We start from the raw sequence: 14,711 nt of genomic DNA, 5'->3' as shown, positions 1-14,711 counted from the left end.
GGGAACATTGCCTCCCGCATTGGTAAAGGTCTCGTGAAGAAGAGATTTATGGTCCCCAGGCTGCTCGTCCGTCATTCCGTGCCCGGCCGAAGGCCGCTCAGGAATGACGGTGAGCACGCGGCAAAACGGCCAGCGCCTTACATATTGACGTAGTTCGGCCCGCCGCCGCCTTCGGGCGTGACCCAGTTGATGTTCTGGTTCGGGTCCTTGATGTCGCAGGTCTTGCAGTGGACGCAGTTCTGGGCGTTGATCTGGTAGCGGACCCCGCCCTCCCCCTCGACCCATTCGTAGACCCCGGCAGGGCAATAGCGCTGCGATGGGCCGCCATAGACGTCGTGCTCCGAGGCTTTCTGCAGGCCCATGTCCCTGACCTGGAGGTGGGGCGGCTGGTCCTCCTCGTGGTTGGTGTTCGACAGGAACACCGAGGAGAGCCGGTCGAAGGTCAGCACCCCGTCCGGCTTCGGATAGACGATCGGCTTCACCTGGGAGAGCGGCAGCAGGCTCTCATGGTCGGGCTTGCCGTGCTTCATAGTGCCGAAGGGCGACCAGCCGAAGATCTCGGTGAGCCACATGTCGAGCCCGCCGAGCGCCACGCCGGCGGCCGTGCCGTAGCGGGACCAGAGCGGCTTCACGTTGCGCACCCGCTTGAGGTCATAGCCGATGGGCGAGGCGCGCCAGGTCTCCTCATAGGAGGCAACCTCGTCGTTGGCACGCCCGTCCTGGAGCGCATCGAAGACATGATCGGCGCAGAGCATCCCCGACAGGATAGCGTTATGGCTGCCCTTGATGCGCGGCACGTTCACGAAACCGGCGGAATCGCCCACCAGGCAGCCGCCCGGGAAGGACAGGCGCGGCACCGATTGCCAGCCGCCCTCCATGATGGCCCGCGCTCCGTAGCCGATGCGCTTTGCGCCCTCGAACACATCCCGCACCATCGGGTGGGTCTTGAACCGCTGGAACTCGTCGAAGGGCGAGAGGGTCGGGTTCTTGTAGTTGAGGTGCACCACGAAGCCGACCGACACGAGGTTGTCGTCGAAATGGTAGAGCCAGGAGCCGCCGCCCGCATTGTTGGGCAGGGGCCAGCCCATGGAGTGCCGCACGAGGCCCGGCTGGAAGTTTTCCGGCCTAACCTGCCAGAGTTCCTTGATGCCGAGGCCGTATTTCTGGTGATCCCGGCCCTGATTGAGGCCGAAGCGGTCCACCATCTGCTTGGTCAGGGAGCCGCGCGCGCCTTCGGCGAAGATCGTGTACTTGGCCCGCAGCTCCATGCCGCGGGTGAAATTGGCGTTGGGCTGGCCGTCACGGCCGATGCCCATGTCGCCGGTGGCGACGCCCACCACCTTGCCGTCCTCCACCAGAACCTCGGAGGCCGGGAAGCCCGGATAGATCTCGACGCCCAATTCCTCGGCCTTACGGCCGAGATAGCGCGCGACATTGCCGAGGGACCCGACGAAATTGCCGTGGTTGTTCATGAGCTTGGGCATGAACACGTTCGGCAGCCGCACGCCGCCCGCGTGGCCAAGATACATGAACTCGTCGGCCGTTACCTCGGTCTTGAGGGGACGGTCCGGATCGGTGCGCCATTCCGGCAGGAGGGCATCGAGGCCGATGGGATCGATCACGGCGCCTGAGAGAATGTGGGCGCCCACTTCGGACCCCTTCTCGACCACGACCACGGAGACCTCGGCGCCCCGCTCGGCAGCATCCTGCTTCAGGCGAATGGCAGCCGCCAGGCCCGCAGGGCCCGCCCCTACGACGACGACGTCGAACTCCATCGATTCACGGGCGGGCAGCTCGGCCATGGTCTTCCTCCTGATACGCGCGACCCCGGACAGATAGTTTACATATGAACTAACAGCGGGGTTTCTCAAGCCTCTTTGTTCACATGGTCTCCTACCCTCGTTGTGGCCGCGCTGGAAGAAGATTGCGCATATTCATTCTCAATCCCGCGAAAAGGATCGGAATGGCGCCGAAAGCCTCTCCGTCTTTCTCGGCCGCACATCTGGCCGCGGGTGAGCCGCTGGTGATCGAGAACTGAACCGCGGAAAACGGCAGGAAATGGATTGAAGGCGCCTCGAATCCGCCCATGATGACGGTTGCCGATGCGGGCCTCGGGGGCCGCCCGGCCCGGAACGGGAGCGACGATCATGGCAGCCCAGACCTTCCTCACGATCTTCGACACGCCGGTCGGCCCCTGCGGGATCGCCTGGAACGAGCGTGGAATCACGGCTTTTCAGCTGCCGGAAGACGATGCGGCGAAGACCCGCGACCGCCTTGTCCGGCGCTTTCACGAGGCTTCCGAGGCCGATCCACCGGAAGCGATCCGCCATGTCATCGCAGACGTGGTCGCGCTTCTGGCAGGCGAGGCCCGCGACCTGTTGGGCGCTCCCCTCGACATGGAGGGCGTGCCGGAGCTTCACCGGCGCGTCTACGAGGTGGCCCGCACCATCCTGCCCGGCCGGGTCATGACCTATGGAGAGATCGCGGCGCGACTTTCGGTCGACAATCCCCGGCTCATCGGCCAAGCCCTCGGGCGCAACCCCTTCGCGATCATCGTTCCCTGCCATCGGGTGGTCGGAGCCGGCGGGAAGCTCGGCGGCTTCTCGGCCACCGGCGGAGCCGTCACGAAGCGCCGGCTCCTGGAGATCGAGGGTGCGCGCCGGGACGAGGAGCCGACCCTGTTCGACCTGATGGCCTGAAGAACCGCGACACGGTGCTGCGGTGCGAGTTGTCCGCGCCTCGCGGGACGCTTACATAGAGCTCATGGCGGACATGCCCCCCGATCGCGAGGCCCTGCAGGCACTCCTCGACTTCCATGTCGAGGCGGGGGTGGACCTTGCCCTCGACGAGACCCCGCACAATCGCTTCGCGGAGCCCGCTCCCGCGCCGGACCGGCAGCCCGAGCCCCGCTCTCCTTCGCAGCGCCAAGCCGCATCCCCGGCTGCGCCGCCCGCAACGCCCGCCCGCCCTTTGCCCAAGGCTGCGGCAGGAACGCCGGATGATGCCGCCCACCTGGCCCGCGAACTGGCCGCCCATGCCAAGTCCCTGGAGGAGCTGGAAGGGCTGCTCGCCGAATTCGAGGGCTGCGCCCTGAAATTCAGCGCCAAGAATCTCGCCTTCGCGGACGGCAATCCGGAAGGCCGCGTGATGCTGGTGGGCGAGGCCCCCGGCGCGGACGAGGACCGCATCGGCAAGCCCTTCATGGGCCGCTCGGGCCAGCTCCTCGACCGGATGCTCGCCACCATCGGCCTCGACCGCACGAGCGTCTACGTGGCGAATATCGTGCCCTGGCGCCCGCCGGGCAACCGCACCCCAACCCCGCAGGAAGTGGCGATCTGCAAGCCCTTCATCGCGCGGCAGATCGAGCTCGCGGCACCTGATTTCCTGCTTTGCCTCGGCGGCCCGGCCACCCAGAACCTCCTCGACGTGAAGGACGGGATTTTGCGCAGCCGCGGGCGTTGGTTCACCTACAAGGCAGGGGACGGGCGCGAGATCCGGGCGCTGCCGACGCTGCACCCGGCCTATCTGCTGCGCCAGCCCCTGCAGAAGCGGCTCGGCTGGCGGGATTTCCAGGCCCTGCGGCGAGCCCTCGACGGAACGGAATAGGCAGGTCCTTCCCGTTCCGACGGGAACCTGTCACTACGCTCCAGCTTTATCGCTCGAACGAGGCGCTCAACGCCTCTTGAGGTGGACTATGCGCTGGGATGAATTTCGAACCTCGTCGAACGTGGAAGACCGCCGTGGCATTCCGGGCGGTGCGGGCGGCCTCGGCATCGGCACCATCGTGGTGCTCGGCATCATCGGCTGGGCGCTCGGCATCGATCCGCGCCTGCTCATCGGCGGCGCCGAGATGATCGCGAACCAGGGCGGCTACGAGCAGCAGCAGGGCAAGCAGGGCACGCCGCAGGACGAGATGGGCCGCTTCGCGGCCGCCATCCTGGGCAACACGGAAGACGTGTGGAAAACCGTGCTGCCGCAGCAGGCCAACCGCCAGTACAAGGAGCCCAAGCTGGTGCTGTTCTCGGGCGCCACGCGCTCCGGCTGCGGTGCCGCGCAATCGGCCATGGGCCCCTTCTACTGCCCCCTCGATCAGACGGTCTATCTCGACCTGTCCTTCTTCCAGGAGATGCAGCAGCGCTTCCGTGCCGGCGGCGACTTCGCCTATGCGTATGTGATCGCCCACGAGGTCGGGCACCACGTGGAGAACCAGCTCGACATCCTGCCCCGGGTCCAGGCCCGGCAGCAGGAGGTCGGGGCGACGGAGCGCAACCAGCTCTCGGTCCGCGTCGAGCTGATGGCCGACTGCCTCGCGGGCGTCTGGGCGCACCACTCCAACGAGCGCTGGAACTCCCTTGAGCAGGGCGACATCGAAAAGGCGATCGCGGCCGCCCAGGCCATCGGCGATGACCGCCTTCAGCAGCAGTCGCAAGGCCGCGTCGTCCCCGACAGCTTCACCCACGGCTCTTCCGAACAGCGGGTACGCTGGCTGACCACCGGCCTCAAGACCGGCCAGATCCAGGCTTGCGACACGTTCCGGGCGAGCAAGTTGTAAGGCTACGCACTTCCCTACAGCATCGGACCCAAAAGTGGACCCACTTTTGGGTCCGATGCTTCTTCTCTGGGCTGGAGCATCGTTCGGGGCGGAAAACCGGGTCCACTTTTCGCTGACGCGGCCCTCTGGGTCCACACGATGCTCTAGCGATCCGAGAAAGAGGGCATCGTCAATTCCGGGGTTCGCCCCGGAATGACGGAGACGACGGCGTTTTGCTGGATCGTGCCACGCAACAGCGGTAGACGAAGGGGCACAGCGAGAGAATCCGCATGCCCGGCATCGACGAGACCCTCCCCTTCGTTCCCCTCACCATCGCGGTCCTGACCGTCTCGGACACCCGCTCCCTTGACGACGACAAGTCGGGCAACACGCTGACCGAACGCCTGACCAAGGCGGGTCACCGGCTCGGCGACCGGGCCATCGTTCCGGACGACGCGGAGGCGATCCGCGCGAAGGTGCGAGGTTGGGCCGAGGATCCGGCCATCGACGTGATCATTACGACGGGTGGCACTGGCTTTACGGGCCGGGACGTGACGCCGGACGCGATCGAGCCGCTCTTCGACAAGCGCATGGACGGGTTCTCGACGATCTTCCACCGCATCAGCTTCGATAAGATCGGCACCTCCACGATCCAGTCCCGCGCTACGGCGGGCCTCATCCGGACGACCTTCGTTTTTGTGCTGCCGGGTTCGCCCGGCGCCTGCAAGGATGCCTGGGACGGCATTCTCTCGACGCAGCTCGACTACCGCTACCGGCCCTGCAATTTCGTCGAGATCATGCCTCGCCTCGACGAGCACCTGAAGCGGGGCAAGCTCCAGGGCTGAGGCCCGGCTCAGCCGAAAGCCGGATCGCGCTCCACGCTCGCCGGCAGGCGGACGGGCGCAGGAAACCGCACGCCCTCGGCCAGGAGGCTGCGATGGATGAGGTCCCCGGCCTGCACCGTCCGTCTCCGCAATACCGCCGAGAGAGCCCTCAAGAGAGCATGCGCCACACCCTGAGGCCTCCGAAAGCGCCCTGATTCGCTGGAAGGCGGGCCAGCCCCGAGGAAGCGATCGAGCACGCGGATCCACCCCTCCTGCGGCACATCCCCGGCATCGAGGCACAGGAGCCAGTCCCGCCGCGCCACCCGCGCGCCCTCAGCCCAGGAATCGCGCTGCGCCACGACCAGGACCGCTCCAGCGGCCTCCGCCACCTGGGCAATCGCCTCGTCCTGTTCCTCGGCCAGAACGACGGCATCGCCCACGAGCCCCGCGGTCACGGCGGGAACGAGGGCGCTCAACGTGACAGCAAGGGCCTCGGGCCCGTGCCGGGTGCGGATGAGAGCGGTGATCATGGAAAGAGCATAGGGCTTTCCGAGTGCGCCGTCGCCTCCGTCTCGTCGTGCCGAGCAGCCCCTTTGCCAGTTCGGGATTCTTGAGCTGAGCCTGGGATGATTGGGAAGTGCTGTGCTGGCCTTTTCCCCTCGGATCTCGGGTTTTCGCGGGAGGCACATCCCTGCTCTCCTCCCCCTTGTGGGGAGGAGCTGGAGGTGGGGGTGTGAGCGCAGGACTTTAAAATCGTGGCGCCGACACCCCCACCCTAGCCCTCCCCACAAGGGGAGGGAAACAGGTCGCGCTTAAGTCGACTTGATTTTGTTCCTTTTTTGTTCTTATTCTTGTGGCCCTCTCAATGCCGGATTCGCGTGAGGCCGCCATGACTATCCGTTTCAGGGAAATTCCCCGCGACCCCGTCCTGTCACGGCCCGTTGCGCGCTCGCCTATCGAGGCGGCCGAGGCCGCGCGGCGCCGGATGGACGATCCCGCCTATCGGGTCGAAGGCGAGCGGCGGCGCGGGCGCGGCTCCGTGTCGAACCCGACGGGACGCTACGAGCCCGCGAAGCGCGAGGCCTTCGACGACGGCTGGAACCTGGAGGAGGAGCTCCCGCCCCTCCCCACCGAGGTGATCGTCGAGAAGCCACGCACGATCATCACGCGGAACGACTCGCCCGACATCGGCTACGACCGCTCCATCAATCCCTATCGCGGCTGCGAGCACGGCTGTTCCTATTGCTTTGCGCGCCCCACCCACGGCTTCCAGGGGCTGTCCTCGGGGCTCGATTTCGAGACCAAGATCTTCGCCAAGCCCGGCGCACCCGAACTCCTGGAAAAGGAGCTGCGCGCGCCCTCCTATGCGCCAAGTGTGATCGCGCTCGGCTCGAACACCGATCCCTACCAACCGGTCGAGCGGCGCTTCCGCATCACGCGCGGCATCCTGGAGGTGCTGGACCGGACGAACCATCCGGTCGGGATCGTGACCAAATCGGCCCTCGTCACACGGGACATCGACATCCTGACCCGCATGGCCGACCGGCAGCTCGCCAAGGTGGCGATTTCCATCACGACCTTCGATCCCCGCCTCGCCCGCCGCATGGAGCCCCGCGCCGCCTCGCCGGCCAAGCGGCTCGACACCGTGCGCAAGCTGGCGGAGGCCGGCATTCCTGTGACCGTTCTGGTGGCGCCGATCATTCCGGCGATCAACGACCACGAGATCGAGGAAATCCTGAAGGCGGCGCACATCGCCGGCGCCCGGGAGGCGGGCTACGTGCTGCTGCGCCTGCCGCACGACCTGAAGGACGTCATGCGCGACTGGCTCGTGGAGCACTACCCGGACAAGCTCAACCACGTCTTCTCGCTGCTGCAGGAGGCGCGCGGCGGCAAGGATTACGATTCCCAATGGGGCGTGCGCCAGACCGGCATCGGCCCCTATGCGTGGATGATCGGCCGCCGCTTCGAAACCGCCGCCGAACGCCTCGGCCTCAACCAGCGCAGCTGGAAGCTGCGCACCGACCTGTTCACCCCGCCCGTGAAGGAATCGGCGCAGCTGTCGCTGTTTTGAGGAAAGCCTGGCATTCGGAAGCACGGTGCCGATAGAGTCATGAGGAGCCGGCGCGACATTCCATGGACTGTTAAATTCATGGCGTTCCCGCTTTGATGCCCGCCATGACCGCCGCGATTCGCACTCCACAGAAGCAAAGCCTCGGCCTCGACCGGGAGCTGACCGCCCGCGCGGCAGGCTTCCGCTGCATCGCCGGGCTCGACGAGGTCGGGCGCGGGCCGCTTGCAGGGCCTGTGGTCGCGGCCGCGGTCGTGCTCGACCTGGAGAACGTGCCCGCCGGGCTGGCGGATTCGAAGGCGCTGACGGCGCAGAAGCGCGAAGCCCTGTTCCCGGCGATCCTTGCCTCGGCGCATGTAGGGGTCGCGTCGGTCTCCCATGCCGAGATCGACACCATCAATATCCGGCAGGCCTCGCTTCTCGCCATGTGCCGGGCACTCGCGGCATTGCCTTGCACGCCCGACATGGCCCTCGTGGACGGGAATGACCCGCCGGGCCTTCCCTGCCCGGTCGAGACTGTCGTGAAAGGTGATTCGAGCATTGCGTCCATCGCGGCCGCTTCCATTGTCGCCAAGGTCGTGCGCGACCGGCTGATGGCTCGTCTCCATGCCAGCTATCCGGCTTATGGATTCGCGACGAATGCGGGCTACAGCACGCGGGAGCACCTCTCCGTGCTGACGAGCGAGGGTCCCTGCCCGTTCCATCGCATGAGTTTCGCGCCTCTGCGCCAGGGTTTGCTCGACCTGTAGCCGGCCTTAACGGCCATTAACCTAAAAACCTCAGCAATTTCAATGAATAGGCAGAATTTGCCGACCTAAAATAGGACGTATTTTTTCGCGTTTGGAAACTTCGTCTTTACCCTAACGTCTCATGATCCGGACTGTCAGTTGCGTAACCGGTGATCACCCATGGGTACCTCGCGTACCGGGGCCGCCGGCGCTGCCACCCGGATTAATGTCTCGCGTACCGGGCGGGCTGCGCCGGCGCCTCGGATGGGGCGCAAAGCCTCCCTCTCCGTCCTGCCGTCTCTTCCCATCGACGAGATCCTCGTTGGCGACTGCATCGCCAACCTGGAGAAGCTCCCGCCGGAGAGCGTGGACGTGGTCTTTGCGGACCCGCCCTACAATCTCCAGCTCGAGCAGGCGCTGACGCGCCCCGACCACAGCCTCGTCGACGCCGTCGACGACGACTGGGACAAGTTCTCGAGTTTTGCCGATTACGATGCCTTCACCCGCGCCTGGCTCGCCGGCGTGCGTCGCGTCATGAAGAAGAACGCGACGCTCTGGGTGATCGGCTCCTATCACAACATCTTCCGGGTCGGCACCGCGCTGCAGGACCTGGATTTCTGGGTCCTCAACGACATCGTCTGGCGCAAGGCCAACCCGATGCCGAACTTCAAGGGCCGTCGCTTCACCAACGCGCACGAGACCATGATCTGGGCCTCGAAGGGCGCGGGGGCGAAGAACTACACCTTCCATTACGATGCGCTGAAGGCCGGCAACGAAGACGTCCAGATGCGCTCGGACTGGTTCATCCCGCTCTGCACGGGCGAAGAGCGTCTGAAGGATGAGGACGGCCGCAAGGTCCATCCCACTCAGAAGCCGGAGGCGCTGCTCGCCCGCGTGCTGCTTTCCTCTTCCAATCCCGGCGACGTGGTGCTCGACCCGTTCTTCGGCACGGGCACGACCGGTGCCGTCGCGAAGAAGCTCGGACGCCGTTTCATCGGGCTCGAGCGCGACCCTGTCTACGCGAAGGCCGCGCAGGCACGCATCGATGCGGCCGAGACCCTGTCCGACGTCGCGGTTGCGGCCCCGCCCGAAAAGCGCACGGAAGCACGGGTTCCTTTCCTGTCCCTCATCGAGGGAGGCCATGTGAAGGCCGGCGAGACGCTGGTGGACGAGCGCCGCCGCTACCAGGCGATCGTGCGGGCGGACGGCACCCTGGCGCTCGGCGCCATCGTCGGCTCGATCCACAAGATCGGCGCCCTCGTGCAGGGCCTTCCGGCTTGCAACGGCTGGACCTTCTGGAACGTGGAGCGTGGCGGCAAGCTCGTCTCCATCGACGAGTTCCGCGCCAAGGTACGGGCGGAACTCGCCGCCTAGAGCATCGAACGCAAAAGCGGGAACCGGTTTTGCGTGGGAAGATGCTCAAGGAAGCAGAAACCTAAGGGATTGGGAGTGAGGTCGACCTCGCTCCCAATCCCTTAGCGCATTTCGTCCGGCATCATGCGACGATGGGATCCCCGGGCCCGCTCCGGGGATTCGTCGTTTCATGAGGCTCATCGATGAAGATTGCGGTTCTGTCCGACATTCACGGCAACGTCCTGGCGCTCGACGCCGTCCTGGCGGATCTCGACCGGCGCAGGCCCGACCACGTCGTCGACCTCGGCGACTGCGTGTCCGGTCCGCTCTGGCCTCGCGAGACCCTGGAGCGCCTCGATGCGCACGGCGCCCTCACGATCCGCGGCAACCACGAACGACAGCTCGCGACCCTTCCGGGGGATGAGATGGGTCCGTCGGACCTCTTCGCACAAGCCGTTCTCAATGGGAATCAGATCGGGCGGCTGGGAAGCCTTCCGGCGACGGCCTGGGTCACGCCGGAGATTCTCGCCTGTCACGGCACGCCGCAGGACGACAATACCTTCCTGATCGATGCCGTCGAGGGCGGGCGCCTCGTCCGCGGCCATACGCCCGCCATTGCGGACCGTCTCGGCGACGTCACGGCCCGGTTGGTCCTCTGCGGGCACAGCCACCGGCCGGACCTGGTGCGTCTGCCGAACGGCACGCTCGTCCTCAATCCGGGCAGCATCGGATGCCCGGCCGTCGAGGTATCGACCGAACCGCTCATCGTGACGGAATCCGGCACGCCGCATGCCCGCTATGTCATGCTCGACCTGCAGCCGGATGGCCAGATCCACGCGGAGTTCATCGCCATCCCGTACGATCATGAGAAAGCCGCTGCCCGCGCGGACGCGAATGGACGGGCTGACTGGGCGTACGGGTTGAGAACGGGACTGATGCCTCGCGCGTAGAACCGACGGGCACAGGACCGTGTCGCTCGTTCCTCTCGTGGAGAGGCGCGGCAAGATTTCGCTCAACCGGGACAACGCACCATGTGATCCCCTCCCCCTTGTGGGGAGGGTTAGGGTGGGGGTGTTGGCGCAGGATTGAATTCAGGCTGGCGCTCACACCCCCACCTTCAGCTCATCCCCACAAGGGGGAGGAGAGCAGGCAGGCACTTCCCTTAGTTACTCGGGATCCGTCGAGAAGGAGAGCTGTGCGGTGCTTCCTGTACCACCCGAACTTCATCGGAAAGAGCCCACGAAAAAGGGCGGCCTGAGGCCGCCCTTTCTTGTTTGCGAGAAGGTCGTTCCGTTACTCGATGGACAGGGCCACGAAGCGGACCTCGCCCTGTGTGTTGGCCACGAGGAGCAGAACGGACTTGCGGCCCTGGCCCTTGATGGCCTCGACCCGCTTCGTCACGTCGGCCGGAGTGGAAACCGGCTCCTGGCCCACCTCGACGATCACCTCGCCCGGCTGGATCCGCTTGTCGGAGGCGGCCGAGTTCGGGTCGACGCGGGTGATCACGACGCCCTTCTGGTCGTCCTTGAGGCCGTAGCGGCGGCGCAGATCATCCGTGATGCCCGACATTTCGAGCCCGAGCGCCTGCTTGGTGGCGGTCGGCGTATCGGTGGAGGGCTGCTGCAGGTTGGCCTGCTTCTCCCCATCCTCCAGGCGGCCGAGGGTCACCTTCTTGTTTTCCTCCTTGCCCTTGCGGATCACCGCCACATCGACGGACTTGCCGACCGGCGTGGAGGCGACGATGCGCGGCAGATCGCGGGAATCCTTCACGTCCTTGCCGTCGAAGCGGACGATCACGTCACCCACGTCGAGGCCGGCAGGCTTGGCCGGGCCCTTGTCGTCCACGCCGGCGATGAGCGCGCCGCGTGCGGCCCCGAGACCCAGCGCCTCGGCGGTGGCGTCGTCGACGCTCTGGATGCGCACCCCGAGCCAGCCGCGGCGGGTCTCGCCAAACTGCCGGAGCTGGTCGATGACCGGCGCGGCCGTGGAGGCCGGAACCGCGAAGCCGATGCCGACGGAGCCGCCCGTGGGCGACAGGATGGCCGTGTTGATGCCGACCACCTCGCCGTTCATGTTGAAGAGCGGACCGCCCGAATTGCCCTTGTTGATGGCCGCATCGGTCTGGATGTAGTTGTCGTAAGGGCCGGAATCGATGTTGCGGCCGCGGGCCGACACGATGCCGGCCGTGACCGACCCGCCGAGGCCGAAGGGATTGCCGATCGCCATCACCCAGTCGCCCGGCCGAAGGCTATCCGAATCTCCGAACTTGACCGCCTTGAGGGGCTTGTCGGACTTCACTTTGAGGACCGCGAGGTCGACCTTCGAGTCCTTGCCGACGATCTCGGCCTTGAGGCGCGTTCCGTCGGGGAAGATCACGCTGATGTCGTTGGCATCGCCGATCACGTGGTTGTTGGTCACCACGATTCCGGAAGGATCGATCACGAAGCCGGAGCCCAGGGAGTTGGACTTGCGCTGGCGCAGGGGGCTGTCCCCATTGCCCTGGCCGCGACGGTTGAAGAACTCCTCGAAAAGATCCTCGAAGGGAGTGCCCGGCGGCAGCTGCGGCAGGGTGCGGTTCTTGGCCTCGACCGTGGTGGAGGCCGAAATGTTGACGACGGCGCCCGTGACCTCTTCGGCAAGGTCGGCGAAGGATTCCGGTGCGGAACGGGCCTGTGCCGCCATCGGGACCGCGGACGTAACGGAAAGCGCGACGGCGAAGCAGGACGCCGCCAGCAGGCGGGACAGCCGCCCCGTCCCGGACGGTGCCAGCGCGTTCATGGCTTGAATCATTGAAGTTCCTCTCTTGGAGAGCCGTGGATATAGATTGTCCCTCTGTATCGCCATTCAAGCGCCGAATGCGGCGGAAGCGGGGCTGACGCCCTCATCCGAACTGCCGGATGAGCCAGATGATCCCCAGGCCCCCGATGGCCGAAAGGATGCCGACCAGGCGCATCCGGTCGCTCGGGCTGTGCGCCGCCTCGTACATGGCGCGGCGCATGCCGTCCGGGAACGCCGCAAATAAAATGCCCTCGACCACGAGAGCGAGGCCGAGGGCTGCGACGAGATCCTGCATGGGCGCCTTATTGGGCCGCGGCCGGCGCGGCCGGCTGGGCGGGCGCCTGCGCTCCGCTCTGGCGGCCCGCCGGATCGTTGAAGTAACGGAAGAAGTCGGAATTCGGGCTCAGCACGAGGCGCGTCTCTCCTGACTTGAGTCCGGCTTCATATGCCTGCAGGGACCTGTAGAAGGCGAAGAAGTCCGGGTCCTGACCGAATGCCTCGGCCAGAATCCGATTCCTATCCGCATCGCCCTGTCCGCGCAATTCCTCAGCTTTACGATTGGCCTCGGCGCGGATCACCGTCGCCTCGCGTTCGGCCTTGGCGCGGATGGTCTGCGCCAGCTGCTGGCCGTTGGCGCGCAGGTCCGCGGCCTCGCGCTCACGCTCGGTGCGCATGCGCTGGTAGACGGCCTGGCTGTTGGCCGCCGGCAGGTCCACCCGGGTCAGGCGCACGTCGATCATCTCGATGCCGAGGCTCTGGGCCTGACGGTTCACGTCTTCTTGAATGCGCTGCATGAGATTGCTGCGGTCCGTCCGGACGATGGCGTCGCGGGAGGCGCTGGCCAGCACGTTGCGCATCACCGAGTTGGTGAAGCTCTGAAGCCGCTGGTTGGCGAGCGGAATGCTGCCGACCGCCTGATAGAACTTCAGGGGATCGATGATCCGATAGCGCGTGAAGGCGTCGACCTCCAGGTTCTGCCGGTCCGCGGAGAGAAGGGTCTGGACCGGAAGGTCCAGGTCCAGCACGCGCTTGTCGAAATATGTGACCGTGTCGATGAGCGGCACCTTGAAATAGGGTCCCGGCTCGCGCAGGGCCGACTGCACCGCGCCGAAGCGCAGCACGAGGGCGTACTGGGTCTGCTGAACGATGAAGATCGAGCTGTAGAGAGCGATGGCGACGATCGCCACAAGGATGACGAGACCCGTCCGGACGGCTGGACTGTTCATCGCGTAGCTCCCTGCTGGCCCGAGGCTGCGCCCTGGCCCTGCGGGGCCGGCTGACGCGGCAATTGTGTGAGCGGCAGATAGGGAACGACCCCCTGCCCGTTCTGATCGATGATCACCTTGTCGACCCCGGACATCACCCGTTCCATGGTCTCCAGGAACATGCGCTCCCGGCTGATGGCGGGCGCCTGCTTATAGGCGGCGTAGATCTGGCTGAAGCGCGCAGCCTGACCGGTGGCATCGGCCGTGGCCTGCTCGCGATAGGCCTCGGCCTGCTGAACGGTCCGGGATGCCTCGCCTCGGGCTTCGGGGACGACGCGGCTGGCGAAGGTCTCGGCCTCGTTCTGGACACGCACCGCATCCTGCTGGGCGGCGTTCACGTCGAAGAAGGCCTGGCGGACCTCGGCCGGAGGCTGGGCGGCCTGGAGCTGGACCACGTTGACGAGCACGCCGGCCCCATAGGCGTCGAGCGTCGTCTGCATGATCTGGCGCACTTCCTGGGCGACACTGGCCTGCTCGGTGGTCAGGATGTTCTGGATCTGGCGGCGACCGATCACCTCACGCATGGCGCTCTCGCCCACGGACTTGATGGTGCCTTCCGGATTCTGAAGGTTGAAGACGAAGTCCTGCGGACGGGCAGGATTGACCTGCCACACCACGTCGAAATCGATGTCGACGATGTTCTCGTCGGCGGTGAGCATCAGGCTCTCCTCGAGCACGTCCCGGGCGCGTCCCTGGCCGGACGGGGTCGAGCGGTAGCCCACCTCGATGCGCTGCTGCTCGGTGACGTTGGGCTTGATCACCCGGCCGAGCGGATAAGGCAGGTTATAGCGCAGGCCTTCGCCCGATGTGCCGGTGAAGCGGCCGAGGAGCATGTTGATGCCGACCTCGTTCGGGCGGACCGTATAGAAGCCCGTGAGCAGCCAGATGACGATGGCGCCGAGCAGCAGGGCCACCAGACCCTTGCCGCCCATGGGGCCGCCCGGAATGATGTCCTTCAGCCGATCCTGGCCACGACGCAGGATATCCTCCAGGTCCGGAGGCGCTCCGTTGCCGGATGAGCCGCCCGAGCCCCAGGGGCTCTTGCCGCCTCCCGATCCCCCGCGCTGGCCCCAGGGGCCGCCGCCGCTTTGGTTACTCCAAGGCATGGTCGCCTTTCCTCACTCTGAAAAGACCGGCCGCTTGAGCCGATGGAAACTCAAGGCG

14 protein-coding genes are annotated in these 14,711 nt (G+C 66.1%); 8 read left to right on the top strand and 6 right to left on the bottom strand.

Annotated features, from left to right (window positions below):
- Positions 1-137: 137 nt before the first annotated feature.
- Entirely contained in the window at positions 138-1,802 is a 1,665-nt protein-coding gene (locus tag C4E04_RS05740) for an electron transfer flavoprotein-ubiquinone oxidoreductase (protein ID WP_109595801.1), read from the bottom strand.
- Between the two features lie 345 nt (positions 1,803-2,147).
- On the opposite strand from C4E04_RS05740, the gene C4E04_RS05735 reads away from it, so the two are divergent.
- The 4 genes from C4E04_RS05735 to moaB all read left to right on the top strand — a co-directional run bounded on the left by C4E04_RS05735 (position 2,148) and on the right by moaB (position 5,376).
- Complete coding sequence (locus C4E04_RS05735) at positions 2,148-2,699, top strand: methylated-DNA--[protein]-cysteine S-methyltransferase (RefSeq protein WP_109600815.1); 552 nt, start codon at positions 2,148-2,150, stop codon at positions 2,697-2,699.
- Between the two features lie 64 nt (positions 2,700-2,763).
- Positions 2,764-3,606, top strand: coding sequence for a uracil-DNA glycosylase (locus C4E04_RS05730; RefSeq protein ID WP_109595799.1), 843 nt, complete (start codon positions 2,764-2,766; stop codon positions 3,604-3,606).
- 88 nt (positions 3,607-3,694) lie between these two features.
- Positions 3,695-4,552 (top strand): neutral zinc metallopeptidase, encoded by an 858-nt coding sequence (locus tag C4E04_RS05725; RefSeq protein WP_109595797.1) that lies wholly within the window; start codon positions 3,695-3,697, stop codon positions 4,550-4,552.
- A 269-nt stretch (positions 4,553-4,821) separates the two neighbouring features.
- On the top strand, positions 4,822-5,376 hold the full coding sequence (gene moaB, locus C4E04_RS05720; protein WP_109595795.1) for a molybdenum cofactor biosynthesis protein B: 555 nt from the start codon (positions 4,822-4,824) through the stop codon (positions 5,374-5,376).
- 8 nt (positions 5,377-5,384) lie between these two features.
- Here moaB and C4E04_RS05715 read toward each other — a convergent pair whose 3' ends face one another.
- Positions 5,385-5,885 carry a hypothetical protein gene (locus C4E04_RS05715; RefSeq protein ID WP_109595793.1) on the bottom strand — a complete coding sequence of 167 codons (501 nt, stop codon included), beginning with the start codon at positions 5,883-5,885 and terminating at the stop codon, positions 5,385-5,387.
- Positions 5,886-6,244: 359 nt separating this feature from the next.
- Here C4E04_RS05715 and C4E04_RS05710 point away from each other — a divergent pair, with 359 nt between their 5' ends.
- The 4 genes from C4E04_RS05710 (at position 6,245) to C4E04_RS05695 (ending at position 10,454) form a co-directional block, all read left to right on the top strand.
- A complete protein-coding gene (locus C4E04_RS05710) occupies positions 6,245-7,426 on the top strand; it encodes a PA0069 family radical SAM protein (protein ID WP_109595791.1) in 1,182 nt (393 codons plus the stop codon).
- Between the two features lie 104 nt (positions 7,427-7,530).
- Positions 7,531-8,172, top strand: a complete 642-nt coding sequence (locus C4E04_RS05705; protein ID WP_245416245.1) for a ribonuclease HII — start codon at positions 7,531-7,533, stop codon at positions 8,170-8,172.
- A 159-nt stretch (positions 8,173-8,331) separates the two neighbouring features.
- Complete coding sequence (locus C4E04_RS05700) at positions 8,332-9,525, top strand: site-specific DNA-methyltransferase (protein WP_109595787.1); 1,194 nt, start codon at positions 8,332-8,334, stop codon at positions 9,523-9,525.
- A gap of 182 nt (positions 9,526-9,707) precedes the next feature.
- A complete protein-coding gene (locus C4E04_RS05695) occupies positions 9,708-10,454 on the top strand; it encodes a metallophosphoesterase (protein ID WP_109595784.1) in 747 nt (248 codons plus the stop codon).
- Between the two features lie 343 nt (positions 10,455-10,797).
- On the opposite strand, the gene C4E04_RS05690 is transcribed toward C4E04_RS05695, so the two are convergent.
- From C4E04_RS05690 to hflK, 4 genes are all read right to left on the bottom strand, one after another.
- On the bottom strand, positions 10,798-12,294 hold the full coding sequence (locus tag C4E04_RS05690) for a DegQ family serine endoprotease (RefSeq protein ID WP_109595782.1): 1,497 nt from the start codon (positions 12,292-12,294) through the stop codon (positions 10,798-10,800).
- Positions 12,295-12,385: 91 nt separating this feature from the next.
- Entirely contained in the window at positions 12,386-12,577 is a 192-nt protein-coding gene (locus tag C4E04_RS05685) for a DUF2065 domain-containing protein (protein WP_109595780.1), read from the bottom strand.
- A 7-nt stretch (positions 12,578-12,584) separates the two neighbouring features.
- Complete coding sequence (gene hflC, locus C4E04_RS05680) at positions 12,585-13,508, bottom strand: protease modulator HflC (protein ID WP_109595778.1); 924 nt, start codon at positions 13,506-13,508, stop codon at positions 12,585-12,587.
- Positions 13,505-14,653: an FtsH protease activity modulator HflK gene (gene hflK, locus C4E04_RS05675; protein ID WP_109595776.1), complete on the bottom strand. Its 1,149-nt coding sequence runs from the start codon at positions 14,651-14,653 to the stop codon at positions 13,505-13,507. Before hflK ends, hflC begins: the two co-directional genes overlap by 4 nt.
- Between the last annotated feature and the right edge of the window lie 58 nt (positions 14,654-14,711).

The organism is Microvirga sp. 17 mud 1-3 (assembly GCF_003151255.1).
Lineage (GTDB): Bacteria > Pseudomonadota > Alphaproteobacteria > Rhizobiales > Beijerinckiaceae > Microvirga.
The sequence above is the reverse complement of the archived record's forward strand: the minus strand, read 5'-3'. Positions and strand labels throughout refer to the sequence as shown.

Excerpts from the sequence above, each read along its gene's own strand:
- C4E04_RS05740 (WP_109595801.1), bottom strand. The coding sequence starts at position 1,802 with ATGGCCGAGCTGCCCGCCCGTGAATCGATGGAGTTCGACGTCGTCGTC.
- C4E04_RS05735 (WP_109600815.1), top strand. The coding sequence starts at position 2,148 with ATGGCAGCCCAGACCTTCCTCACGATCTTCGACACGCCGGTCGGCCCC.
- C4E04_RS05730 (WP_109595799.1), top strand. The coding sequence starts at position 2,764 with ATGGCGGACATGCCCCCCGATCGCGAGGCCCTGCAGGCACTCCTCGAC.
- C4E04_RS05725 (WP_109595797.1), top strand. The coding sequence starts at position 3,695 with ATGCGCTGGGATGAATTTCGAACCTCGTCGAACGTGGAAGACCGCCGT.
- moaB (WP_109595795.1), top strand. The coding sequence starts at position 4,822 with ATGCCCGGCATCGACGAGACCCTCCCCTTCGTTCCCCTCACCATCGCG.
- C4E04_RS05715 (WP_109595793.1), bottom strand. The coding sequence starts at position 5,885 with ATGATCACCGCTCTCATCCGCACCCGGCACGGGCCCGAGGCCCTTGCT.
- C4E04_RS05710 (WP_109595791.1), top strand. The coding sequence starts at position 6,245 with ATGACTATCCGTTTCAGGGAAATTCCCCGCGACCCCGTCCTGTCACGG.
- C4E04_RS05705 (WP_245416245.1), top strand. The coding sequence starts at position 7,531 with ATGACCGCCGCGATTCGCACTCCACAGAAGCAAAGCCTCGGCCTCGAC.
- C4E04_RS05700 (WP_109595787.1), top strand. The coding sequence starts at position 8,332 with ATGGGTACCTCGCGTACCGGGGCCGCCGGCGCTGCCACCCGGATTAAT.
- C4E04_RS05695 (WP_109595784.1), top strand. The coding sequence starts at position 9,708 with ATGAAGATTGCGGTTCTGTCCGACATTCACGGCAACGTCCTGGCGCTC.
- C4E04_RS05690 (WP_109595782.1), bottom strand. The coding sequence starts at position 12,294 with ATGATTCAAGCCATGAACGCGCTGGCACCGTCCGGGACGGGGCGGCTG.
- C4E04_RS05685 (WP_109595780.1), bottom strand. The coding sequence starts at position 12,577 with ATGCAGGATCTCGTCGCAGCCCTCGGCCTCGCTCTCGTGGTCGAGGGC.
- hflC (WP_109595778.1), bottom strand. The coding sequence starts at position 13,508 with ATGAACAGTCCAGCCGTCCGGACGGGTCTCGTCATCCTTGTGGCGATC.
- hflK (WP_109595776.1), bottom strand. The coding sequence starts at position 14,653 with ATGCCTTGGAGTAACCAAAGCGGCGGCGGCCCCTGGGGCCAGCGCGGG.